The sequence below is a fragment of the Klebsiella sp. KPN54798 genome, from assembly GCF_021184225.1.
GTDB classification, from domain to species: Bacteria; Pseudomonadota; Gammaproteobacteria; order Enterobacterales; family Enterobacteriaceae; genus Klebsiella; species Klebsiella pneumoniae.
Genome location: NZ_CP089235.1, coordinates 164,020 through 182,528, shown reverse-complemented (window position 1 = coordinate 182,528; position 18,509 = coordinate 164,020). Strand labels below are relative to the sequence as shown.

The window sequence follows — 18,509 nt, the reverse complement described above, 5'->3', positions numbered from 1 at the left end:
CCACGTACATTACACGATTGTAATGAATTTGTTTCTTAAGGTGTGCTAGATTCATTTCATTGTAAGTGGATGAACCAGTAATTTAATTTAAATCGGTTCTCGAATTCTGTCAGTAACCATACTTTAAATAAGGGAATGCGCATGCTGTTGAAAACGTCTCGACGAACTTTCCTGAAGGGGTTAACCTTCTCTGGCGTAGCCGGAAGTCTTGGCGTATGGAGTTTCAATGCGCGTTCCAGTCTGAGCCTGCCAGTTGCCGCATCCCTGCAGGGTACTCAGTTTGACCTGACCATTGGTGAAACGGCCGTCAATATCACGGGCAGTGAGCGTCAGGCCAAAACAATCAATGGAGGCCTGCCGGGGCCCGTTCTTCGCTGGAAAGAAGGTGACACCATTACCCTGAAGGTCAAAAACCGTCTTAATGAACAGACGTCCATTCACTGGCACGGCATTATTCTTCCGGCCAATATGGATGGTGTTCCGGGGCTGAGTTTTATGGGCATAGAGCCTGATGATACCTACGTTTACACCTTTAAGGTTAAGCAGAACGGGACTTACTGGTACCACAGCCATTCCGGTCTGCAGGAACAGGAGGGGTATACGGTGCCATTATCATCGATGCCAGGGAGCCAGAACCGTTTGCTTACGATCGTGAGCATGTGGTCATGTTGTCTGACTGGACCGATGAAAATCCTCACAGCCTGCTGAAAAAATTAAAAAAACAGTCGGATTACTACAATTTCAATAAACCAACCGTTGGCTCTTTTTTCCGCGACGTGAATACCAGGGGGCTGTCAGCCACCATTGCCGATCGGAAAATGTGGGCTGAAATGAAAATGAATCCGACTGACCTCGCGGATGTCAGTGGCTACACCTACACCTATCTCATGAACGGGCAGGCCCCGCTGAAAAACTGGACCGGACTGTTCCGTCCCGGTGAAAAGATACGCTTACGGTTTATCAACGGCTCGGCAATGACCTATTTCGATATCCGTATCCCCGGGCTGAAAATGACGGTCGTGGCTGCAGATGGCCAGTATGTAAACCCGGTTACCGTTGACGAATTCAGGATTGCCGTTGCCGAAACCTATGATGTCATTGTGGAGCCTCAGGGTGAGGCCTATACCATCTTCGCACAATCCATGGACAGGACCGGTTACGCTCGAGGGACACTGGCCACGAGAGAAGGGTTAAGTGCTGCCGTTCCCCCCCTCGATCCCCGTCCTCTGTTGACCATGGAAGATATGGGTATGGGGGGAATGGGACATGATATGGCAGGAATGGACCACAGCCAGATGGGAGGCATGGATAACAGCGGAGAGATGATGTCTATGGACGGTGCTGACCTTCCGGATAGCGGGACATCCTCCGCGCCCATGGATCACAGCAGCATGGCCGGTATGGATCATTCCCGGATGGCCGGAATGCCGGGTATGCAAAGTCATCCTGCGTCAGAAACGGATAACCCACTGGTTGATATGCAGGCGATGAGCGTCTCTCCGAAATTAAATGATCCGGGTATTGGTCTTCGAAATAACGGAAGAAAGGTTCTCACGTACGCGGATTTGAAAAGCCGCTTTGAGGATCCTGACGGACGTGAACCTGGCCGTACCATAGAACTGCATTTAACCGGCCACATGGAAAAGTTTGCCTGGTCATTTAACGGAATCAAGTTTTCAGATGCCGCACCGGTGCTGCTGAAATACGGTGAGCGGCTCAGGATCACGCTGATCAACGATACCATGATGACTCACCCCATTCACCTGCATGGTATGTGGAGCGATCTGGAAGATGAAAACGGTAATTTCATGGTTCGTAAACACACAATAGATGTTCCCCCTGGTACAAAACGCAGTTACAGAGTGACAGCAGATGCGCTTGGCCGCTGGGCGTATCACTGCCATTTGCTCTATCACATGGAAATGGGAATGTTTCGTGAAGTCCGGGTGGAGGAATGATGCGAATGAAGAGAAATTTGAAGGCCATACCTGTTCTGGTCGCCGGTTTGTTTACCTCACAGCTTTCTATTGCGGCGGGCTCCGTCTCTGCAGATCCCCACGCCGGGCACGACATGTCTGCCATGCAGATGCCAGCAGATGAGAATTTCACTGAGATGACGTCAATGGAGCCCATTGTAACTGAGAGCAGAACGCCAATTCCGCCTGTTACCGATGCCGACCGGAAGGCTGCATTCGGCAATTTACAGGGCATGCGATTCACGACAGTGCGATTAATTATCTGGTTCTGCTGGATCAACTGGAATGGCAACGGTCGGATAACACCAACAATTTCAGCTGGAGTGTTAACAGCTGGATTGGAGGCGACACAGATCGGATTTGGCTAAAGAGTGAAGGTGAACGAAGCAATGGGGAAACGGAGGCGGCTGAAGCGCAGTTACTCTGGGACATGCGGTTGGCCCATGGTGGGATTTGGTTGCGGGTGTCAGGCAGGATTTCAGACCTGCTTCTGCCCGGACCTGGGCTGCTGTCGGTTTTCAGGGGCTGGCACTCTATAATTTTGAGTCTGAAATTACGGGTTTTGTCAGTAATGGCGGAAAAGCAGCCCTTCGTCTGGGAGGAGAATACGACGTTTTACTGACTAACCGGCTCATACTCCAGCCATCCTATGAGGTGAATTTCTACAGTCAGGATGATGAATCGCGGGGTCGCGGCAGGGGACTGACTGACACAGAGCTGGGGCTCCGGCTGCGCTATGAAATACGCCGTGAGTTTGCACCCTATATAGGCGTTTCCTGGAATCAACTTTACGGGAAAGCATCCGATATGGCGAAAAGAGAAGGTGAGAAAGACCATCAGGTAGTATTCCTGGCGGGAGCCAGAATCTGGTTTTAACGCACTGATATAAAACACTCAACTAAACAGGTAAATAAAATGTCGATTTTAAATAAAGCCATTCTTACAGGTGGCCTCGTTATGGGCGTTGCTTTCTCTGCTATGGCCCATCCGGAATTAAAAAGCTCTGTGCCACAGGCTGATTCAGCCGTAGCGGCCCCGGAAAAGATTCAGCTTAATTTCTCGGAAAATCTGACCGTGAAATTCTCAGGTGCAAAATTAACGATGACGGGTATGAAAGGCATGTCATCACATTCTCCGATGCCGGTCGCGGCAAAAGTGGCGCCAGGCGCTGACCCTAAATCGATGGTCATTATTCCGCGAGAGCCTTTACCCGCTGGCACTTATCGTGTTGACTGGCGCGCGGTTTCTTCAGATACGCACCCTATTACCGGTAATTACACCTTTACAGTGAAGTAATATTATGAACGACCTGATTATGATTGTTATTCGTTTTCTTCTTTATCTGGATTTGATGGTAATATTTGGATTGCCATTTTTTCAGATATATGGAATAAGCGGTGTCAGACATGAAACCTATAACCTGACTAATTTCAGGTCGTTTATAACCTTTGCTGTTGTTACAGGCATCATTCTTACTGGCATTAATATGCTCCTGGTATCTAATGCCATGAGTGGAGTAACTGACCTCAGAGAATTATCCATCCATGTTATCGAGATGGTGATAGAAGAAACTGATGTGGGTATTAGCTGGATTGTCAGGCTCTGTGCCCTGTTTACCACACTCGGTGCTTTGTTCCTTTACACTAATAAGAGAGTATTGTCCTGCCTGCTGATGACGATGAGTGGGGGCGTGGCGCTGGCTACACTTGCCTGGGGAGGACACGCCGTTATGCATGACGGTCTGCATTACTATCTCCATTTACTGAGCGATCTGACCCATCTCGGCGCTGCAGGTGCCTGGACAGGTGCTCTGGTTGCATTTGCTATCCTGCTGATGCGCAGAAACGAGCATAATGCACAGAACGTCATTGTGATATCTGACTCCCTGGCAAAATTTGCCACGGCAGGAACGGTGATTGTTGTAGCCCTGATCCTGAGTGCGCTGGTCAACTATCTGTATATTGCTGAGGGTAACTTAACTCCCTTATTCAACAGTTCCTGGGGGAGGATATTGCTTGCCAAGACGGCTCTGTTTGTTCTGATGCTTCTTCTGGCTGCAGCAAACCGGTTTCACCTGGGTCCCCGGCTTGAAGTTATGGTCAGGGAAGGGAATTATGATCGCAGCGTTGCCCTGATGCGAAACAGCATCCTGACAGAATTCGTTGTTGCGATTATCATTCTGGGCGCCGTAGCGTGGCTTGGAATGCTTGCTCCGTCTCAGATCAGCTAGGGGACAGCCAAAGCTCATGCGTGAGATTTTTACTTTCATATCAGCGAGTTGACCATGCAGCGTATTTTAATCGTTGAAGACGAACAAAAAACAGGTCGTTACCTGCAGCAGGGACTGGTTGAGGAAGGCTATCAGGCCGATCTCTTTAATAATGGCCGCGATGGTCTCGGGGCCGCGTCGAAGGGACAGTATGATTTGATAATACTGGACGTGATGCTGCCTTTCCTCGACGGGTGGCAAATCATCAGCGCACTGAGGGAGTCCGGGCACGAAGAACCGGTCCTGTTTTTAACCGCAAAGGACAACGTGCGGGACAAAGTGAAAGGACTGGAGCTTGGCGCAGATGACTACCTGATTAAGCCCTTTGATTTTACGGAGCTGGTTGCACGTGTAAGAACCCTACTGCGCCGGGCACGCTCGCAGGCCGCAACAGTCTGCACCATCGCCGATATGACCGTTGATATGGTGCGCCGGACCGTGATCCGTTCGGGGAAGAAGATCCATCTCACCGGTAAAGAATACGTTCTGCTTGAGTTGCTGCTGCAACGCACCGGAGAAGTGTTACCCAGGAGTCTTATCTCGTCCCTGGTCTGGAACATGAATTTTGACAGTGATACGAATGTGATTGATGTCGCCGTGAGACGTCTGAGAAGTAAAATTGATGATGACTTTGAGCCAAAACTGATCCATACCGTTCGCGGTGCCGGATATGTCCTGGAGATCAGAGAAGAGTGAGGTTCAAAATTTCCCTGACCACACGCCTGAGCCTGATTTTTTCTGCGGTGATGCTTACGGTATGGTGGTTATCAAGTTTTATCCTGATTAGCACCCTGAATGGCTATTTCGATAATCAGGACCGCGATTTTCTGACAGGTAAACTTCAGCTCACCGAAGAGTTTCTTAAAACAGAGACGTTCAGGAACAAAACGGATATTAAGTCATTATCAGAAAAAATAAACGATGCGATGGTGGGGCACAATGGCTTATTCATTTCTATAAAAAACATGGAAAATGAAAAAATTGTTGAACTCTATGCCAAAAATTCTGTTGTTCCAGCGGTCCTGCTTAATAAGTCGGGTGATATTCTCGACTATATGATCCAGACGGAAGAAAATAACACCGTGTACCGCAGTATCTCGCGGCGGGTTGCCGTGACGCCGGAACAGGGTAAAAGCAAACATGTCATCATTACGGTTGCCACGGATACTGGGTATCACACCCTGTTTATGGACAAACTCAGTACCTGGCTGTTCTGGTTCAATATCGGTCTGGTCTTTATTTCTGTTTTTCTGGGCTGGCTGACCACACGTATTGGTCTGAAACCGCTACGGGAAATGACCAGTCTGGCTTCCTCCATGACCGTACACAGCCTGGATCAGCGTCTAAATCCCGATCTGGCTCCGCCGGAAATCTCTGAGACCATGCAGGAGTTCAATAATATGTTTGATCGCCTGGAGGGGGCATTCCGAAAACTGTCAGATTTCTCGTCTGACATCGCGCATGAGCTGCGCACACCAGTCAGTAATCTGATGATGCAGACGCAGTTTGCACTGGCTAAGGAAAGGGATGTTTCGCATTACCGCGAAATTTTATTCGCTAACCTGGAAGAACTGAAAAGGTTGTCACGAATGACCAGTGACATGCTTTTTCTGGCACGTTCAGAGCATGGTCTGCTGCGGCTGGATAAACATGATGTGGATCTGGCAGCCGAACTGAATGAATTACGTGAGTTGTTCGAGCCCCTGGCAGACGAAACAGGAAAGACAATCACGGTTGAAGGAGAGGGCGTTGTTGCCGGAGACAGCGATATGCTCCGACGTGCTTTCAGTAACCTGCTTTCCAATGCAATCAAGTATTCTCCCGATAACACCTGTACAGCGATACACATTGAGCGTGACAGTGACTGTGTGAACGTGATGATTACGAATACGATGTCCGGCCAGGTTCCCGCTAATCTGGAACGTTTGTTTGACCGGTTCTATCGCGCAGACTCATCAAGGTTCTACAACACGGAAGGCGCGGGCTGGGATTATCAATTACAAGGTCGATTATTCATGCTCACGGCGGCGAGCTGTCAGCAGAACAGCAGGGCGGGAAATTGTGTTCAGTGTGCGTCTGTTAATGGATTAATACCGTTATTCAGGAGAAACCCGGAAGGTGACAAAAATGTCATCGTTCAGTCACGCGATAAACAGAGGCGGTTTTTTATAATCAGCCATAAATCAGGACAGCGTGATAATTCAATCGCCCGGTTCCTGGCGTGATGATCAACCAGCCCTGAGATCAAATGCTTTCTCTGTTATAAGCATTGATTGTTCGGGTATGAAAACACCGGAGACCCAACCATGAAAAAGATCCTTGTATCCTTTATTGCCATGATGGGGTCGCCTCAGAAAACGGAAAATAAAGCACGCTAAGCCCTTACTTACCCAGATGTTTGACTGTTCGTGGCACTTTCACCATGGCAATTGCCCAACCCTTGCAAAATGCCGCACGCCTCTACAGATCGAGAGCCAGAACACTTCTCGCGCAAATCAACCAAGTGCCGTTTTAACTGCAACAGCGCGGACACACGCATTTCCACCTGTTGAATATGGGCCTCCAGCAGCGTGATGACCTCCCCACAGTCCTGCATCGGGTTGTCTCGCAGACCCAGCAATGCGCGAATCTCGCTCAACGTCATGTCGAGCGAACGGCAATGACGGATGAATTGCAAGCGCTCAATGTGCGCCTCACCGTACAACCGAAAGTTGCCACCGCTTCGCGCTGGCTTTGGCAGTAGCCCTTCCTTCTCGTAGTAGCGGATGGTCACGACCTCGCACCCAGAGCGCTTGGCGAGGTCGCCAATTCTGATTTCCATGCATCAATCTCCAATTATCACTTGACTCTATAGTGACTATAGAGATTTTAATGGAGGCTGAATAGAAGATTTTCAGGAGTTACTCATGAGCGAATGCGCTTCAAAGGGGTGTGGCTGCACGACTGAGCCGATCATCCAACCCACGGCACCGGCCCCGCTGGCAACCGGATCGGCTCAAGCGGTGTACCGCATCGAGAACATGGATTGCCCGACCGAAGAGGCGCTGATCCGAAGCAAACTGGCCGGTCTGGCGGGGGTGGCGGGTCTTGAATTCAACCTGATGCAACGTACCTTGGCCGTGCGACACGAATTGCCTTCGTTGTCTCCCGTCGAGCAGGCGCTGAAGGCCATCGGCATGCAAGCTGTGCGCATGGATCAGGCGTCTGCCGAGCAGACGACCAAGCTGTCCATTGCCAAGATGGATTGCCCGACCGAAGAGACGTTGATCCGCAACAAGCTCGGCACCGTGGCCGGTGTTGCTGATCTCGATTTCAACCTGATGCAGCGCACGCTGTCGGTACGCCATGCGAACCAGGTTCTGCCAGACGTGCTCGTGGCACTGCAAGCGCTTGGATTCGAGGCGCAGGTCGTGGACACGGCAGAGGTCGCATCTCCATCCGCCGCCCCTGTGACCACGCCGACCAACTGGTGGCCGCTGGGCATCTCCTTGGTCACTGCATCGGCGGCCGAGGCGGTCTACTGGCTCCACAACGGCAATCACTGGTCGGTTGTCGTTCTGGCGCTTGTCGCGGTCTTCACGGGTGGCCTCTCCACCTACAAGAAGGGGTGGATCGCGCTCAAGAACCGTAATCTCAACATGAACGCCCTCATGTCGATTGCGGTCACGGGTGCCATGTTGATCGGCCACTGGCCCGAAGCGGCAATGGTGATGGTACTGTTCGCGCTGGCCGAGGTAATCGAAGCCAAATCGCTGGATCGCGCTCGTAACGCTATCCGTGGCCTGCTCGACCTGACCCCGGAACAAGCCACGGTACAGCAGGCTGACGGCACATGGCGCGAGGTGGGCGCCAAGCAAATCACCATCGGCGCCCGCGTCCGGGTCAAACCAGGTGAGCGCATCGCCCTTGATGGTGAGGTGCTGGAAGGCCGCTCTGCCGTCAACCAAGCCCCGATCACGGGTGAAAGCCTCCCGGTCGAAAAATCCCCCGGTGATTCGGTGTTCGCTGGCACGATCAACGAATCCGGCTCGTTCGAGTACCGCGTCACCGCCTTGGCCAACAACTCCACTTTGGCCCGGATCATTCACGCGGTAGAGGCTGCGCAAGGTAGTCGTGCGCCGACTCAGCGTTTTGTCGATCAGTTCGCCCGCTGGTACACCCCCGTTGTATTCGGCGTTGCCATCGCCGTCGCGTTGTTGCCGCCGCTGTTCATGGGTGCGGCATGGCTCGACTGGATCTACCGTGCATTGGTTCTGCTGGTGGTCGCCTGCCCGTGCGCACTGGTGATCTCTACACCGGTCAGCATCGTCAGCGGCCTGGCCGCCGCCGCCCGCCACGGCATTCTCATCAAAGGTGGCGTCTATCTGGAAGAAGGCCGCAAGCTGCGCTGGCTGGCTCTGGACAAGACCGGCACGATCACGCACGGCAAGCCCGCACAGACCGACTTTGTCACATGGGGCAATGCACTCGCCTCGGACAGCCGCAGCATCGCTGCCAGTCTGGCGGCCCGCTCGGACCATCCTGTATCCAAGGCGGTGGCACAGGCCGCGCAGACGGACGGGGTTGCCTTGCTCGACGTGGCCGAATTCAACGCGCTGCCCGGTCGGGGTGTGCAAGGCCAAATCAACGGTGCGACCTACCATCTGGGCAACCACCGGATGCTCGAAGAGCTGGGGCAGTGCACACCAGAGCTGGAGCAGCGCATCGCTGCGCTGGAAACCGCTGGCAAGACCGTCGTGATGCTGGTGGGCGCAAAAGGGGTACATGGCTTATTCGCCGTTGCGGACACCATCAAGGACAGCAGCAAGAGAGCCATCGCCGAGCTGCATGCTCTGGGCATCAACACCGTGATGTTGACCGGCGATAACCCCCACACGGCACAGGCCATCGCCGCACAAGCCGGCATTGACCGCGCGCAAGGCAACCAACTGCCCGACGACAAACTGCGCGAAGTGGAGCAATTGTCCAGAAACGGCAAGGTTGGCATGGTCGGTGATGGCATCAACGACGCACCGGCCTTGGCGCGTGCGGACATTGGCTTTGCAATGGGAGCGGCGGGCACAGATACCGCTATTGAAACCGCCGACGTGGCCCTGATGGACGATGACCTGCGCAAGATTCCGACCTTCGTGCGCCTGTCGCGTGCGACAGCACAGGTGCTGATGCAAAACATTGTGCTGGCCCTTGGCATCAAGGCGGTATTTTTGGTGCTCACCTTCACGGGTCACGCGACCATGTGGATGGCTGTGTTCGCCGATATGGGTGCCAGCTTGCTTGTTGTCGGCAACGGCTTGAGGTTGTTGCGCCGATGAGCTGGAAACTCTTTCTCTATGACTGGGGTGGCCTGAACATCGCGTTGTTTCAAGCCATCAACACAGGCACGCCCGCCACGCTGAAACCACTGGCATGGTTCTTTGGCCTCGTGGGAAGTTACTGGACAGCGCCGCTGATGCTGTTGGGTCTGTGGTGGTGGTCGAAATCGGCTACAAACCCGGCGCGTGGTACGGCCGTTCGGCATCGCCTTATTGGTTTTAGCGCGGCCTTCTTGCTGGCGTTATTGGTCGCCACCGCCTTGAAGCTATGGTTCGACTTTCCACGCCCGCCTGCCGTCCTTGGCGACCTGGCGCGCGTCATCGGGGACAAAGAGCTTCACTACAGCCTGCCCAGCGGGCATGCCACCTATGCCGCGATGGTGGTCGGCGCGCTCTGGCCTTTGATGGGCCGCCGTGGTCGTCTCAGTTTAATGCTGTACGCCACATTGGTCGGCTGGTCGCGCATCGCGGCCGGAATGCACTTTCCGGCCGATGTGTTGGCGGGGTGGACGCTGGGATGGAGCTGCACGGCACTCGCCGGGTGGTTGCTGCCGTTGGCCGCCCCTGTGTGGCAATCGGCCCGCCGCACATCGGCTTGGGTCTGGTTCACCGTGGCCGCCAGTGCTGTCATGACCGATCAGCTCACGAAGTTCGCCATCATCCGCACGTTTGCCTACGGTGAGCAAGTCGAAATCACCCCGTTTTTCAACCTCGTTCATGTCCTGAATCCGGGTGCGGCATTCAGCTTTTTGGCGAACGCTGGTGGCTGGCAACGTTACTTTTTCATCACGCTGGGTCTGGCTGTTTCTGCTTGGCTGGGGCGCATGCTGTGCCAGCAACGGCCACGTCTCGAAGCGATGGGCTACAGCCTGATCCTCGGCGGTGCGCTGGGCAATGTCGCGGATCGTGTGCTGCGTGGACAGGTTGTTGATTTCCTTGACTTCCATTGGCGACTTGCGCACTGGCCCGCCTTCAACCTCGCTGATGTGGCGATAACTATCGGAGCGCTCTGCCTGTTCTTGACGGTTGTACCGAAAAGCAGTAAAGGCACAGAGGCCGAGGTGTCCGGTTAAGCTATACCCTAACCTGATGTCAGATGCTTGGCGCAAAGCACGTCAGAATAGAGTTGTAGTTTGTATTTATTGACACAAGCCGCCAAGGGTAATGGATTTCATCCTGACACTTTTACCTTTGGAGGCACCTTGCAAGGTCAACGCATTGGCTATATCCGCGTCAGCAGCTTCGACCAGAACCCTGATCGGCAACTGGAGCAAATCGAAGTCGGTAAGGTATTCACCGATAAGGCTTCCGGCAAGGACACGCAACGTCCCGAACTTGAAAGGCTGCTGGCCTTTGTGCGCGAGGGCGACACCGTGGTGGTGCACAGCATGGACAGGTTGGCACGCAATCTCGATGACCTGCGCCGCATCGTTCAGGGGCTGACACAACGGGGCGTGCGGATGGAGTTTGTCAAAGAAGGGCTGGCGTTCACCGGCGATGACTCACCGATGGCCAATTTGATGCTGTCGGTCATGGGGGCTTTTGCGGAGTTCGAGCGCGCACTGATCCGCGAACGCCAGCGCGAGGGAATCGTGCTGGCCAAGCAGCGCGGTGCCTACCGGGGACGAAAGAAATCGCTGAACAGCGAACAAATTGCCAAGTTGAAACAGCGAGTCGCGGCAGGCGATCAAAAAACCTTGGTGGCCCGTGACTTCGGCATCAGTCGCGAAACCTTGTACCAGTACCTGCGGGAAGACTGATCATGCCGCGCCGCTCAATCCTGTCCGCCACCGAGCGCGAAAGCCTGCTGGCACTACCAGATGCCAAAGACGAACTGATACGGCACTACACGTTCAACGAAACCGACCTATCGGTGATCCGCCAGCGTCGCGGCGCTGCGAATCGATTGGGCTTCGCCGTGCAGCTTTGCTACTTGCGATTCCCTGGCATCTTCTTGGGCATCGATGAGCCTCCGTTTCCGCCCCTGTTGCGCATGGTGGCCGCACAACTCAAGGTGCCGGTGGAAAGTTGGAACGATTACGGCCAGCGCGAGCAGACGCGGCGGGAGCACTTGGTCGAGCTGCAAACGGTGTTCGGGTTCAAGCCCTTCACCATGAGTCACTACCGGCAAGCCGTGCATACATTGACCGAGCTGGCCTTGCAGACCGATAAAGGGATTGTGCTGGCCAGCACCCTTGTCGAAAACCTGCGGCGGCAGAGCATCATCCTGCCCGCCATGAATGCCATCGAGCGCGCGAGCGCCGAGGCCATCACCCGTGCCAACCGGCGTATTTACGCGGCGTTGACCGATTCTTTGTTATCGCTCCACCGTCAGCGCCTGGACGAACTTCTCAAGCGCAAGGACGGCAGCAAATTGACGTGGCTGGCATGGCTGCGCCAGTCGCCCGTCAAGCCGAACTCTCGGCATATGCTTGAACACATCGAGCGCCTCAAGGCTTGGCAGGCGCTTGACCTTCCCGCAGGCATCGAGCGACAAGTTCACCAGAACCGCCTGCTCAAGATCGCCCGTGAGGGTGGGCAGATGACGCCTGCCGATCTGGCAAAGTTCGAGATGCAACGACGCTATGCCACTCTGGTTTCGCTGGCCATTGAAGGCATGGCCACCGTCACCGACGAAATCATCGACCTGCACGACCGCATCATTGGCAAACTATTCAACGCCGCCAAGAACAAGCATCAGCAGCAGTTTCAGGCTTCCGGCAAGGCGATCAATGACAAGGTGCGGATGTATGGCCGCATCGGCCAAGCCTTGCTGGAAGCCAAACAGAGCGGCGGCGATCCGTTCGCCGCCATCGAGGCCGTAATGCCGTGGGATACCTTCGCCGCCAGCGTCACGGAGGCGCAAAAGCTCGCGCAGCCGGAGAGCTTCGACTTTCTGCATCGCATCGGTGAAAGCTACGCCACGTTGCGCCGCTACGCGCCGCAGTTCCTGGACGTACTTAAGTTACGGGCGGCACCAGCCGCCAAGGGCGTACTCGATGCCATCGAGGTGCTTCGCGGCATGAACAGCGACAACGCCCGCAAGGTGCCCGCCGACGCGCCGACCGCATTCATCAAGCCACGCTGGGCGAAACTGGTGCTCACGGACGATGGCATTGACCGGCGCTACTACGAGCTGTGCGCCCTGTCAGAGCTAAAGAACGCGCTGCGATCAGGCGATGTCTGGGTGCAGGGTTCGCGCCAGTTCAAGGACTTTGATGAGTACCTGGTGCCGGCCGAGAAGTTCGCTACTCTGAAGCTGGCCAACGAATTGTCGCTGGCAGTGGCCACCGATTGCGATCAGTATTTGCACGACCGACTGGCATTGCTGGAACAGCAGCTTGCCACCGTCAACCGCATGGCGGCGGCCAATGATCTGCCGGATGCCATCATTACCGAGTCCGGCCTGAAGATCACGCCGCTGGACGCGGCGGTGCCGGAGACCGCACAAGCCCTAATCGACCAGTCGGCGATGCTGCTGCCACACGTCAAGATTACCGAACTGCTGATGGAAGTTGATGAGTGGACAGGCTTCACCCGGCATTTCACGCATCTGAAGACCGGCGACACGGCCAAGGACAAAACCTTGCTGCTGACGACGATCCTGGCTGATGGCATCAATCTCGGGCTAACCAAGATGGCCGAGTCCTGCCCAGGCACGACTTACGCCAAGCTGTCGTGGCTGCAAGCCTGGCACATCCGGGATGAAACGTACTCAACGGCGCTGGCCGAACTGGTCAACGCGCAGTTCCGGCAATCCTTTGCCGGAAACTGGGGCGATGGCACCACGTCATCGTCGGATGGCCAAAATTTCAGAACCGGCAGCAAAGCGGAGAGCACCGGGCATATCAACCCGAAGTATGGAAGCAGTCCAGGCCGGACGTTTTATACCCATATCTCCGACCAGTACGCGCCCTTCAGCACCAAGGTAGTCAACGTCGGCGTGCGTGATTCAACCTATGTGCTCGATGGCCTGCTGTACCACGAGTCGGACTTGCGGATCGAGGAGCACTACACCGACACAGCGGGCTTTACCGATCATGTCTTCGGCCTGATGCACCTACTGGGCTTCCGATTCGCGCCACGTATCCGAGACCTGGGCGACACCAAGCTATTCATCCCAAAGGGCGATGCCGCCTATGACGCGCTCAAGCCGATGATTAGCAGCGACCGGCTGAACATCAAGCAGATACGCGCCCATTGGGATGAAATCTTGCGGTTCGCCACTTCGATCAAGCAGGGTACGGTGACGGCCTCGCTGATGTTGCGCAAGCTCGGCAGCTATCCGCGTCAGAACGGACTGGCCGTTGCACTGCGCGAGCTGGGGCGCATTGAGCGCACGCTGTTCATACTGGATTGGCTGCAAAGCGTGGAGCTGCGCCGCCGCGTGCAGGCCGGACTCAACAAAGGCGAGGCGCGCAACGCGCTGGCCAGGGCGGTGTTCTTCAACCGACTGGGCGAAATCCGCGACCGCAGTTTTGAGCAACAACGCTACCGGGCCAGCGGCCTCAATCTGGTAACGGCGGCCATCGTGCTTTGGAACACGGCCTATCTGGAACGGGCAACCAATGCTTTGAACGGGCACGGCAAACCGGTAGACGAGACGCTGTTTCAATACCTGTCACCGCTGGGGTGGGAACACATCAATCTGACCGGCGATTACCTCTGGCGCAGCAGCACCAAGGTCGGCGCAGGCAAGTTCAGACCGTTGCGACCACTGCCACCGGCTTAACGTGCTTTATTTTCCGTTTTCTGAGACGATCCCAGCATAAAATGAAAGTCACTGAACCCGGGCTGAATAAGCTGATCGATAACCTGAACACCCTGATTTGCGAGGACAGCCTGCTCACGCGCCAGGAGCGTGAAACGCTGGTACTGGCCGTCGCCGCTATCGGCGCCATGAAAGCGCGCGTCGGCTTGAAAAAAGGCGATGCGCCGACCGTTGCCAGACGGGAAAAAAGGGAGAAAAAAGACCGCCAGCCTGATCCGCGTTTTCCGCGAGCCGGTCATCCCTGGCAGGAAGACGAAAAAACCTTACTGAGTGATGCGCTCGATTCGGTACCGGACGAAGAGATTGGCAAGCATCTGTTCTGGCTTTCCGAGAAACTGGGCAGAACGCCTTTCAGTGTTGCTTTCCAGATCGCGGCAATCAGGGAGCTGCAGGACGGCTGGGAGGAGCAGTTCAGGGAGATTTCGGATAACATTCGCTTGTCCGGTCTGAGCATCAGTGATTATCTTACACAGAACGGCACGGGCCATAACGCCTGAAAGAAATTTGCGTTATTTGTAAAATTAAATACCAGGGAAGCCTCAGGATATAAAAAACTAATGACGAAACAGGAATGGATTTTACGACTACGGCGCTGTACATCGAAGGAAACCCTGGAAAGGGTTATAGAAAAAAATAAATATTCTCTGTCAGATGATGAGCTTGAGCATTTCAATGGGCTTTGTTGAATAAATAAGATTTCGTGCGAACGACCCTGTAGCTGGCTGGATTTTCAGGCAATACGCACGCTTTCTGGCATCCCAGCCTTTGTCATCCTGTTCAACGCACGCACCATGGCCATAGCTTCCGCTACCTGACCATCGTAGTCACGCAGCGTCAGTGAATCTCCCAACAACTGCTTCATTCTGTACATTGCCGTTTCCGCTATCGAGCGACGGTTATATTCCGTTGTCCATTTCCACCGTGCATTGCTTCCGCTCAGCCGCTGATTAGCAACGGCACGGTTGCGGTCTGCGTACTCACCGGGCCAGTAACCTGCTCCTTTTCGGGGAGGAATAAGCGCGCTGATTTTTTTGCGGCGCAGTTCATCGTGACAGAGCCGGGTGTCGTAAGCCCCGTCTGCCGCGGCTGCCCTGATTTTTCTGTGCGTCTGCCGGATAAGGCCCGGGAAGGCTTCTGAGTCCGTGACGTTATTCAGCGACAGGTCTGCACAGACAACTTCATGTGTGTTGCTGTCAACTGCCAGATGCAACTTTCGCCAGATACGACGGCGCTCTTTGCCGTGCTTTCTGACTTTCCATTCGCCTTCACCAAAGACCTTCAGCCCGGTGGAATCAATCACCAGGTGTGCGATTTCACCCCGGGTGGACGTTTTGAAACTGACATTAACCGACTTTGCCCGCTTACTGACACTGGTGTAATCCGGGCAGCGCAACGGAACGTTCATCAGGGCAAAAATGGAATCAATAAAACCCTGCGCAGCCCGCAGGGTCAGCCGGAATACGCGTTTAATCACCAGAACGGTGGTGATGGCGAGATCAGAATAGCGCTGGGGCCTTCCTCGTGATGAAGGCGTTGCCGACTCATACCAGGCCTGAATCGCCCCATCATCCAGCCAGAAAGTGAGGGAGCCACGGTTGATGAGAGCTTTGTTGTAGGTGGACCAGTTGGTGATTCTGAACTTTTGCTTTGCCACGGAATGGTCTGTGTTGTCGGGAGGATGCGTGATCTGATCCTTCAACTCAGCAAAAGTTCGATTTATTCAACAAAGCCATGTCGGGCAGGAATCATACCTGTCCGGCGCATGTATGAAGGGCTTTTTACATACCAGGCAATAGTCTTTATAGTCAGCTTCCGACATCCCGTTGAGAACTTCGACAATCCTGTTGACCTTGAGCGGGTAGTATTCCGGCGTATAGCCCGTGTTAATTAACAAATCAACAAGTGCATTAAAATCCATTTCTCTGGTTGATTCTGTAGGATTTTGAGTGTCATATCCGAAAATATGAATAGAATTGTTTACAACGACATTTGACAGCAACATGGCGGATTTTTCACCGAGCCATTTACCTACCCCTTTTCTTGTATTTATCCCTTTGGGGTACTCCAGGCTGCCGGCAACTTTACGACCATACAAATGTGTTATGGTATATTTATTGGCATCAAATTCTATTAACTTTATGGCACTTGCCAGGCTATTTAGCTGGCTTACCTCGCTCTTTTTAAAGCCCATTATCCGCATTCTCCTTAACGTGTACCTGGTCCGGTTCTTTCGACCGGCAGGAAAAACCACTTCATGTTTTTAGAAAAGTTACTTTTCAGCGAAGCACGCTCGGATCCTGATATTCACCAACATGAATGAACCGTAATCAGGTTACCATATCAATGAGTGAAGCTAGTTAACTTTTATAGCATCCAGAAACCGCTAAAATAACTTTAGCTTCTCATATGAATCTTTAAGAGCAAATTCAACTCGTAAGTTTTCCATATTTTCCTTTGGGATGAAACCTTCCAGAACATCAGCCATAATCTCGTAACCCCATGCTTATACTTTGTGATCACGTCGTCCGGCATCATAGGTTATAAACCGGGGAAAGAGAACCACATTTGTCACCTCAACAAAGGCGGATATCTCTGTATCGAGGAGCATCTGAAAAGCGTCATTAGACAGAGCCAAATAAGCCCTGACATAAGCCGGTTTAAATCTGGCCAGATTCCATAGATTGACCAGGAAATTCATCTGTATAGAGACGATGTTTTTCCTGAATAACTCAAGGTCGACGGGTTTATAAACATACTGCTTCCCGCTCAATAATTCGCATGGCTCATTTGGTTTCATCTCGGTACTGTCAAAAGGTCTGCCGTACGTTTCAAACTTCAGTAACTGAGAGTCATCCAGGATTAATTTTATTAACTCACCCCATAAAACAGGCTTCCCGTTGACACGGGGAACTAGCAGGCTACCTGGTCTGGCTTCTGACAGGGCAATTCTATTTAGACGCGCATCAGTGGCGGGATGGAAAAAACGCTCCAGCAGGTTCTCCGGTATATAGCGGTAGTCCGACGCGAGATCACGAGGCAACACACTGAGTAGTTTTTTCTGACTACGTATCAACTGCAACTCCGAGCGGAGAAACGCCTTAATGACCGTGTCAGTCTGTACGTTGGGTTGTACGTCCATACGCTCTCCAGAGTACTTTTAAATCGCGCTACATACGGTTACTTAAGGGCTGTTATTATATCAAAGCCATCTTAGAGATACTACCCAAAAAAACAAGTACTAATATTATTAGATACTAAATTATAAAAAATCCCTGTCCTTTTACCTTGTACTGGTACTTATAACATTAGGCACTTTTTATAGAAACTGCACAGTTTCGCTCGGTTTCATTAGTACCTTTTCATCAAAAAAGTACTAATGAGGATAGATTTTCATTAGTACTTTTTCCTGTGAAAGGTACTAATGGCAGGACTGGAATCCTACACTTTCATTAGTACTTTTTTTGCAAATAGTTACTTATGTATAAGGGTACCTATTACTGGTTAGCAAAAAAGTTACTTTTTCCATCTCCAAGTTTGCGTGAAGTGGTTTTCCGGGGATGGATCGCACACCGTGCGGGCCACAGGCAGAGGTTGTTGGACGTGCTCACAAAAAAGTTACTTTTTTTAGCCGACGGCATGAGCACAAAAAAATTTTAAAAAAAAATGCAAACGCCCTTGTTAGTTCAGAAAAATCTGTTTGGATTCCTGTAGTCTGTGTTGCTGGAGGAGTTTATATGAACCCGATAATTACGGCACATCAGGAAATCGTTATCGAGAACTCGGTTCGCTATATCGAGTTACTGAAATCGGAGGCTTCTAAAATTCTGGATGAATACTGGGAGGCCTGGAAGGCACGAAACCAACTGATATCCCAGACCACGTATGCAAACGGGGGAAGGTTTATACCTGGTCGTTTTGCTCCTGTGCTGAGAAAGGTTGGATCGTCGCAAAAACTGACAATTGTATGGAAAGATTTTTCGCCCAGGTTCAAAAACAAAATTGAACATCATGGCGTGGTTGTTAAACCTAAACTCGGAGGATACAGCGTTAGTTGTTTTAAAAATGCTCTGGACTGGGAACTGGAGATGTTCCAGGAAACAGAAAACAAAATTAAACCAATCCGTGATCTCCTCGCGGAATTCCATCAACGAAAACTGGCCGACATCAAAAGTCTGTAAAAA

General features: G+C 52.8%; 13 protein-coding genes and 4 pseudogenes. 13 read left to right on the top strand and 4 right to left on the bottom strand.

Features of this window, described 5'->3' with window-relative positions:
* Positions 1 to 141: 141 nt before the first annotated feature.
* The 6 genes and pseudogenes from pcoA (at position 142) to pcoS (ending at position 6,336) form a co-directional block, all read left to right on the top strand.
* Positions 142 to 1,958 (top strand): annotated as a pseudogene (gene pcoA / locus LPQ25_RS26985) (multicopper oxidase PcoA).
* A gap of 5 nt (positions 1,959 to 1,963) precedes the next feature.
* Positions 1,964 to 2,852: pseudogene (gene pcoB / locus LPQ25_RS26980) on the top strand (copper resistance outer membrane transporter PcoB).
* Positions 2,853 to 2,891: 39 nt separating this feature from the next.
* On the top strand, positions 2,892 to 3,272 hold the full coding sequence (gene pcoC / locus LPQ25_RS26975) for a copper resistance system metallochaperone PcoC (protein ID WP_000025662.1): 381 nt from the start codon (positions 2,892 to 2,894) through the stop codon (positions 3,270 to 3,272).
* Between the two features lie 55 nt (positions 3,273 to 3,327).
* The gene (pcoD, locus tag LPQ25_RS26970) at positions 3,328 to 4,206 is read left to right on the top strand and encodes a copper resistance inner membrane protein PcoD (RefSeq protein WP_239660285.1); all 879 of its coding nucleotides are present in this window, start codon (positions 3,328 to 3,330) and stop codon (positions 4,204 to 4,206) included.
* A 54-nt stretch (positions 4,207 to 4,260) separates the two neighbouring features.
* Positions 4,261 to 4,941: a copper response regulator transcription factor PcoR gene (gene pcoR, locus LPQ25_RS26965; RefSeq protein ID WP_001188930.1), complete on the top strand. Its 681-nt coding sequence runs from the start codon at positions 4,261 to 4,263 to the stop codon at positions 4,939 to 4,941.
* Positions 4,938 to 6,336: pseudogene (gene pcoS / locus LPQ25_RS26960) on the top strand (copper resistance membrane spanning protein PcoS). The gene pcoR and the pseudogene pcoS overlap by 4 nt, the downstream one beginning before the upstream one ends.
* A gap of 295 nt (positions 6,337 to 6,631) precedes the next feature.
* Here the strand turns inward: pcoS and cadR are convergent.
* Positions 6,632 to 7,066 carry a Cd(II)/Pb(II)-responsive transcriptional regulator gene (gene cadR, locus LPQ25_RS26955; RefSeq protein ID WP_000405672.1) on the bottom strand — a complete coding sequence of 145 codons (435 nt, stop codon included), beginning with the start codon at positions 7,064 to 7,066 and terminating at the stop codon, positions 6,632 to 6,634.
* Positions 7,067 to 7,151: 85 nt separating this feature from the next.
* On the opposite strand from cadR, the gene LPQ25_RS26950 reads away from it, so the two are divergent.
* The 6 genes and pseudogenes from LPQ25_RS26950 to LPQ25_RS26925 form a co-directional block, all read left to right on the top strand.
* On the top strand, positions 7,152 to 9,557 hold the full coding sequence (locus LPQ25_RS26950) for a heavy metal translocating P-type ATPase (RefSeq protein ID WP_004213585.1): 2,406 nt from the start codon (positions 7,152 to 7,154) through the stop codon (positions 9,555 to 9,557).
* Positions 9,554 to 10,630: a signal peptidase II gene (gene lspA / locus LPQ25_RS26945; protein ID WP_000118563.1), complete on the top strand. Its 1,077-nt coding sequence runs from the start codon at positions 9,554 to 9,556 to the stop codon at positions 10,628 to 10,630. Before LPQ25_RS26950 ends, lspA begins: the two co-directional genes overlap by 4 nt.
* A 129-nt stretch (positions 10,631 to 10,759) precedes the next feature.
* The gene (locus LPQ25_RS26940) at positions 10,760 to 11,317 is read left to right on the top strand and encodes a recombinase family protein (protein ID WP_004213590.1); all 558 of its coding nucleotides are present in this window, start codon (positions 10,760 to 10,762) and stop codon (positions 11,315 to 11,317) included.
* A 2-nt stretch (positions 11,318 to 11,319) separates the two neighbouring features.
* Complete coding sequence (locus tag LPQ25_RS26935; protein ID WP_004213592.1) at positions 11,320 to 14,289, top strand: Tn3 family transposase; 2,970 nt, start codon at positions 11,320 to 11,322, stop codon at positions 14,287 to 14,289.
* 41 nt (positions 14,290 to 14,330) lie between these two features.
* Complete coding sequence (locus tag LPQ25_RS26930; protein WP_004213594.1) at positions 14,331 to 14,825, top strand: hypothetical protein; 495 nt, start codon at positions 14,331 to 14,333, stop codon at positions 14,823 to 14,825.
* Positions 14,826 to 14,885: 60 nt separating this feature from the next.
* A pseudogene (locus LPQ25_RS26925) lies at positions 14,886 to 14,999 on the top strand (Hha/YmoA family nucleoid-associated regulatory protein); the annotation flags it as partial.
* A 59-nt stretch (positions 15,000 to 15,058) separates the two neighbouring features.
* Here the strand turns inward: LPQ25_RS26925 and LPQ25_RS26920 are convergent.
* The 3 genes from LPQ25_RS26920 to LPQ25_RS26910 form a co-directional block, all read right to left on the bottom strand.
* Entirely contained in the window at positions 15,059 to 16,027 is a 969-nt protein-coding gene (locus LPQ25_RS26920; RefSeq protein ID WP_072193960.1) for an IS5 family transposase, read from the bottom strand.
* 21 nt (positions 16,028 to 16,048) lie between these two features.
* Positions 16,049 to 16,519, bottom strand: coding sequence for a hypothetical protein (locus tag LPQ25_RS26915; protein ID WP_048333570.1), 471 nt, complete (start codon positions 16,517 to 16,519; stop codon positions 16,049 to 16,051).
* A 312-nt stretch (positions 16,520 to 16,831) separates the two neighbouring features.
* Entirely contained in the window at positions 16,832 to 17,467 is a 636-nt protein-coding gene (locus LPQ25_RS26910; RefSeq protein ID WP_223171879.1) for a hypothetical protein, read from the bottom strand.
* Positions 17,468 to 17,885: 418 nt separating this feature from the next.
* Between LPQ25_RS26910 and mobI the strand changes: the two genes are divergently transcribed.
* Positions 17,886 to 18,506, top strand: coding sequence for a conjugative transfer protein MobI(A/C) (gene mobI, locus LPQ25_RS26905; RefSeq protein ID WP_234599523.1), 621 nt, complete (start codon positions 17,886 to 17,888; stop codon positions 18,504 to 18,506).
* The last annotated feature ends 3 nt before the right edge of the window (positions 18,507 to 18,509 follow it).

Bases quoted from the DNA above. Each gene is read 5' to 3' on its own strand.
- cadR (WP_000405672.1), bottom strand. From the start codon at position 7,066: ATGGAAATCAGAATTGGCGACCTCGCCAAGCGCTCTGGGTGCGAGGTC.
- pcoR (WP_001188930.1), top strand. From the start codon at position 4,261: ATGCAGCGTATTTTAATCGTTGAAGACGAACAAAAAACAGGTCGTTAC.
- LPQ25_RS26930 (WP_004213594.1), top strand. From the start codon at position 14,331: ATGAAAGTCACTGAACCCGGGCTGAATAAGCTGATCGATAACCTGAAC.
- LPQ25_RS26935 (WP_004213592.1), top strand. From the start codon at position 11,320: ATGCCGCGCCGCTCAATCCTGTCCGCCACCGAGCGCGAAAGCCTGCTG.
- LPQ25_RS26950 (WP_004213585.1), top strand. From the start codon at position 7,152: ATGAGCGAATGCGCTTCAAAGGGGTGTGGCTGCACGACTGAGCCGATC.
- LPQ25_RS26910 (WP_223171879.1), bottom strand. From the start codon at position 17,467: ATGGACGTACAACCCAACGTACAGACTGACACGGTCATTAAGGCGTTT.
- LPQ25_RS26915 (WP_048333570.1), bottom strand. From the start codon at position 16,519: ATGGGCTTTAAAAAGAGCGAGGTAAGCCAGCTAAATAGCCTGGCAAGT.
- mobI (WP_234599523.1), top strand. From the start codon at position 17,886: ATGGATCGCACACCGTGCGGGCCACAGGCAGAGGTTGTTGGACGTGCT.
- lspA (WP_000118563.1), top strand. From the start codon at position 9,554: ATGAGCTGGAAACTCTTTCTCTATGACTGGGGTGGCCTGAACATCGCG.
- pcoC (WP_000025662.1), top strand. From the start codon at position 2,892: ATGTCGATTTTAAATAAAGCCATTCTTACAGGTGGCCTCGTTATGGGC.
- pcoD (WP_239660285.1), top strand. From the start codon at position 3,328: ATGGTAATATTTGGATTGCCATTTTTTCAGATATATGGAATAAGCGGT.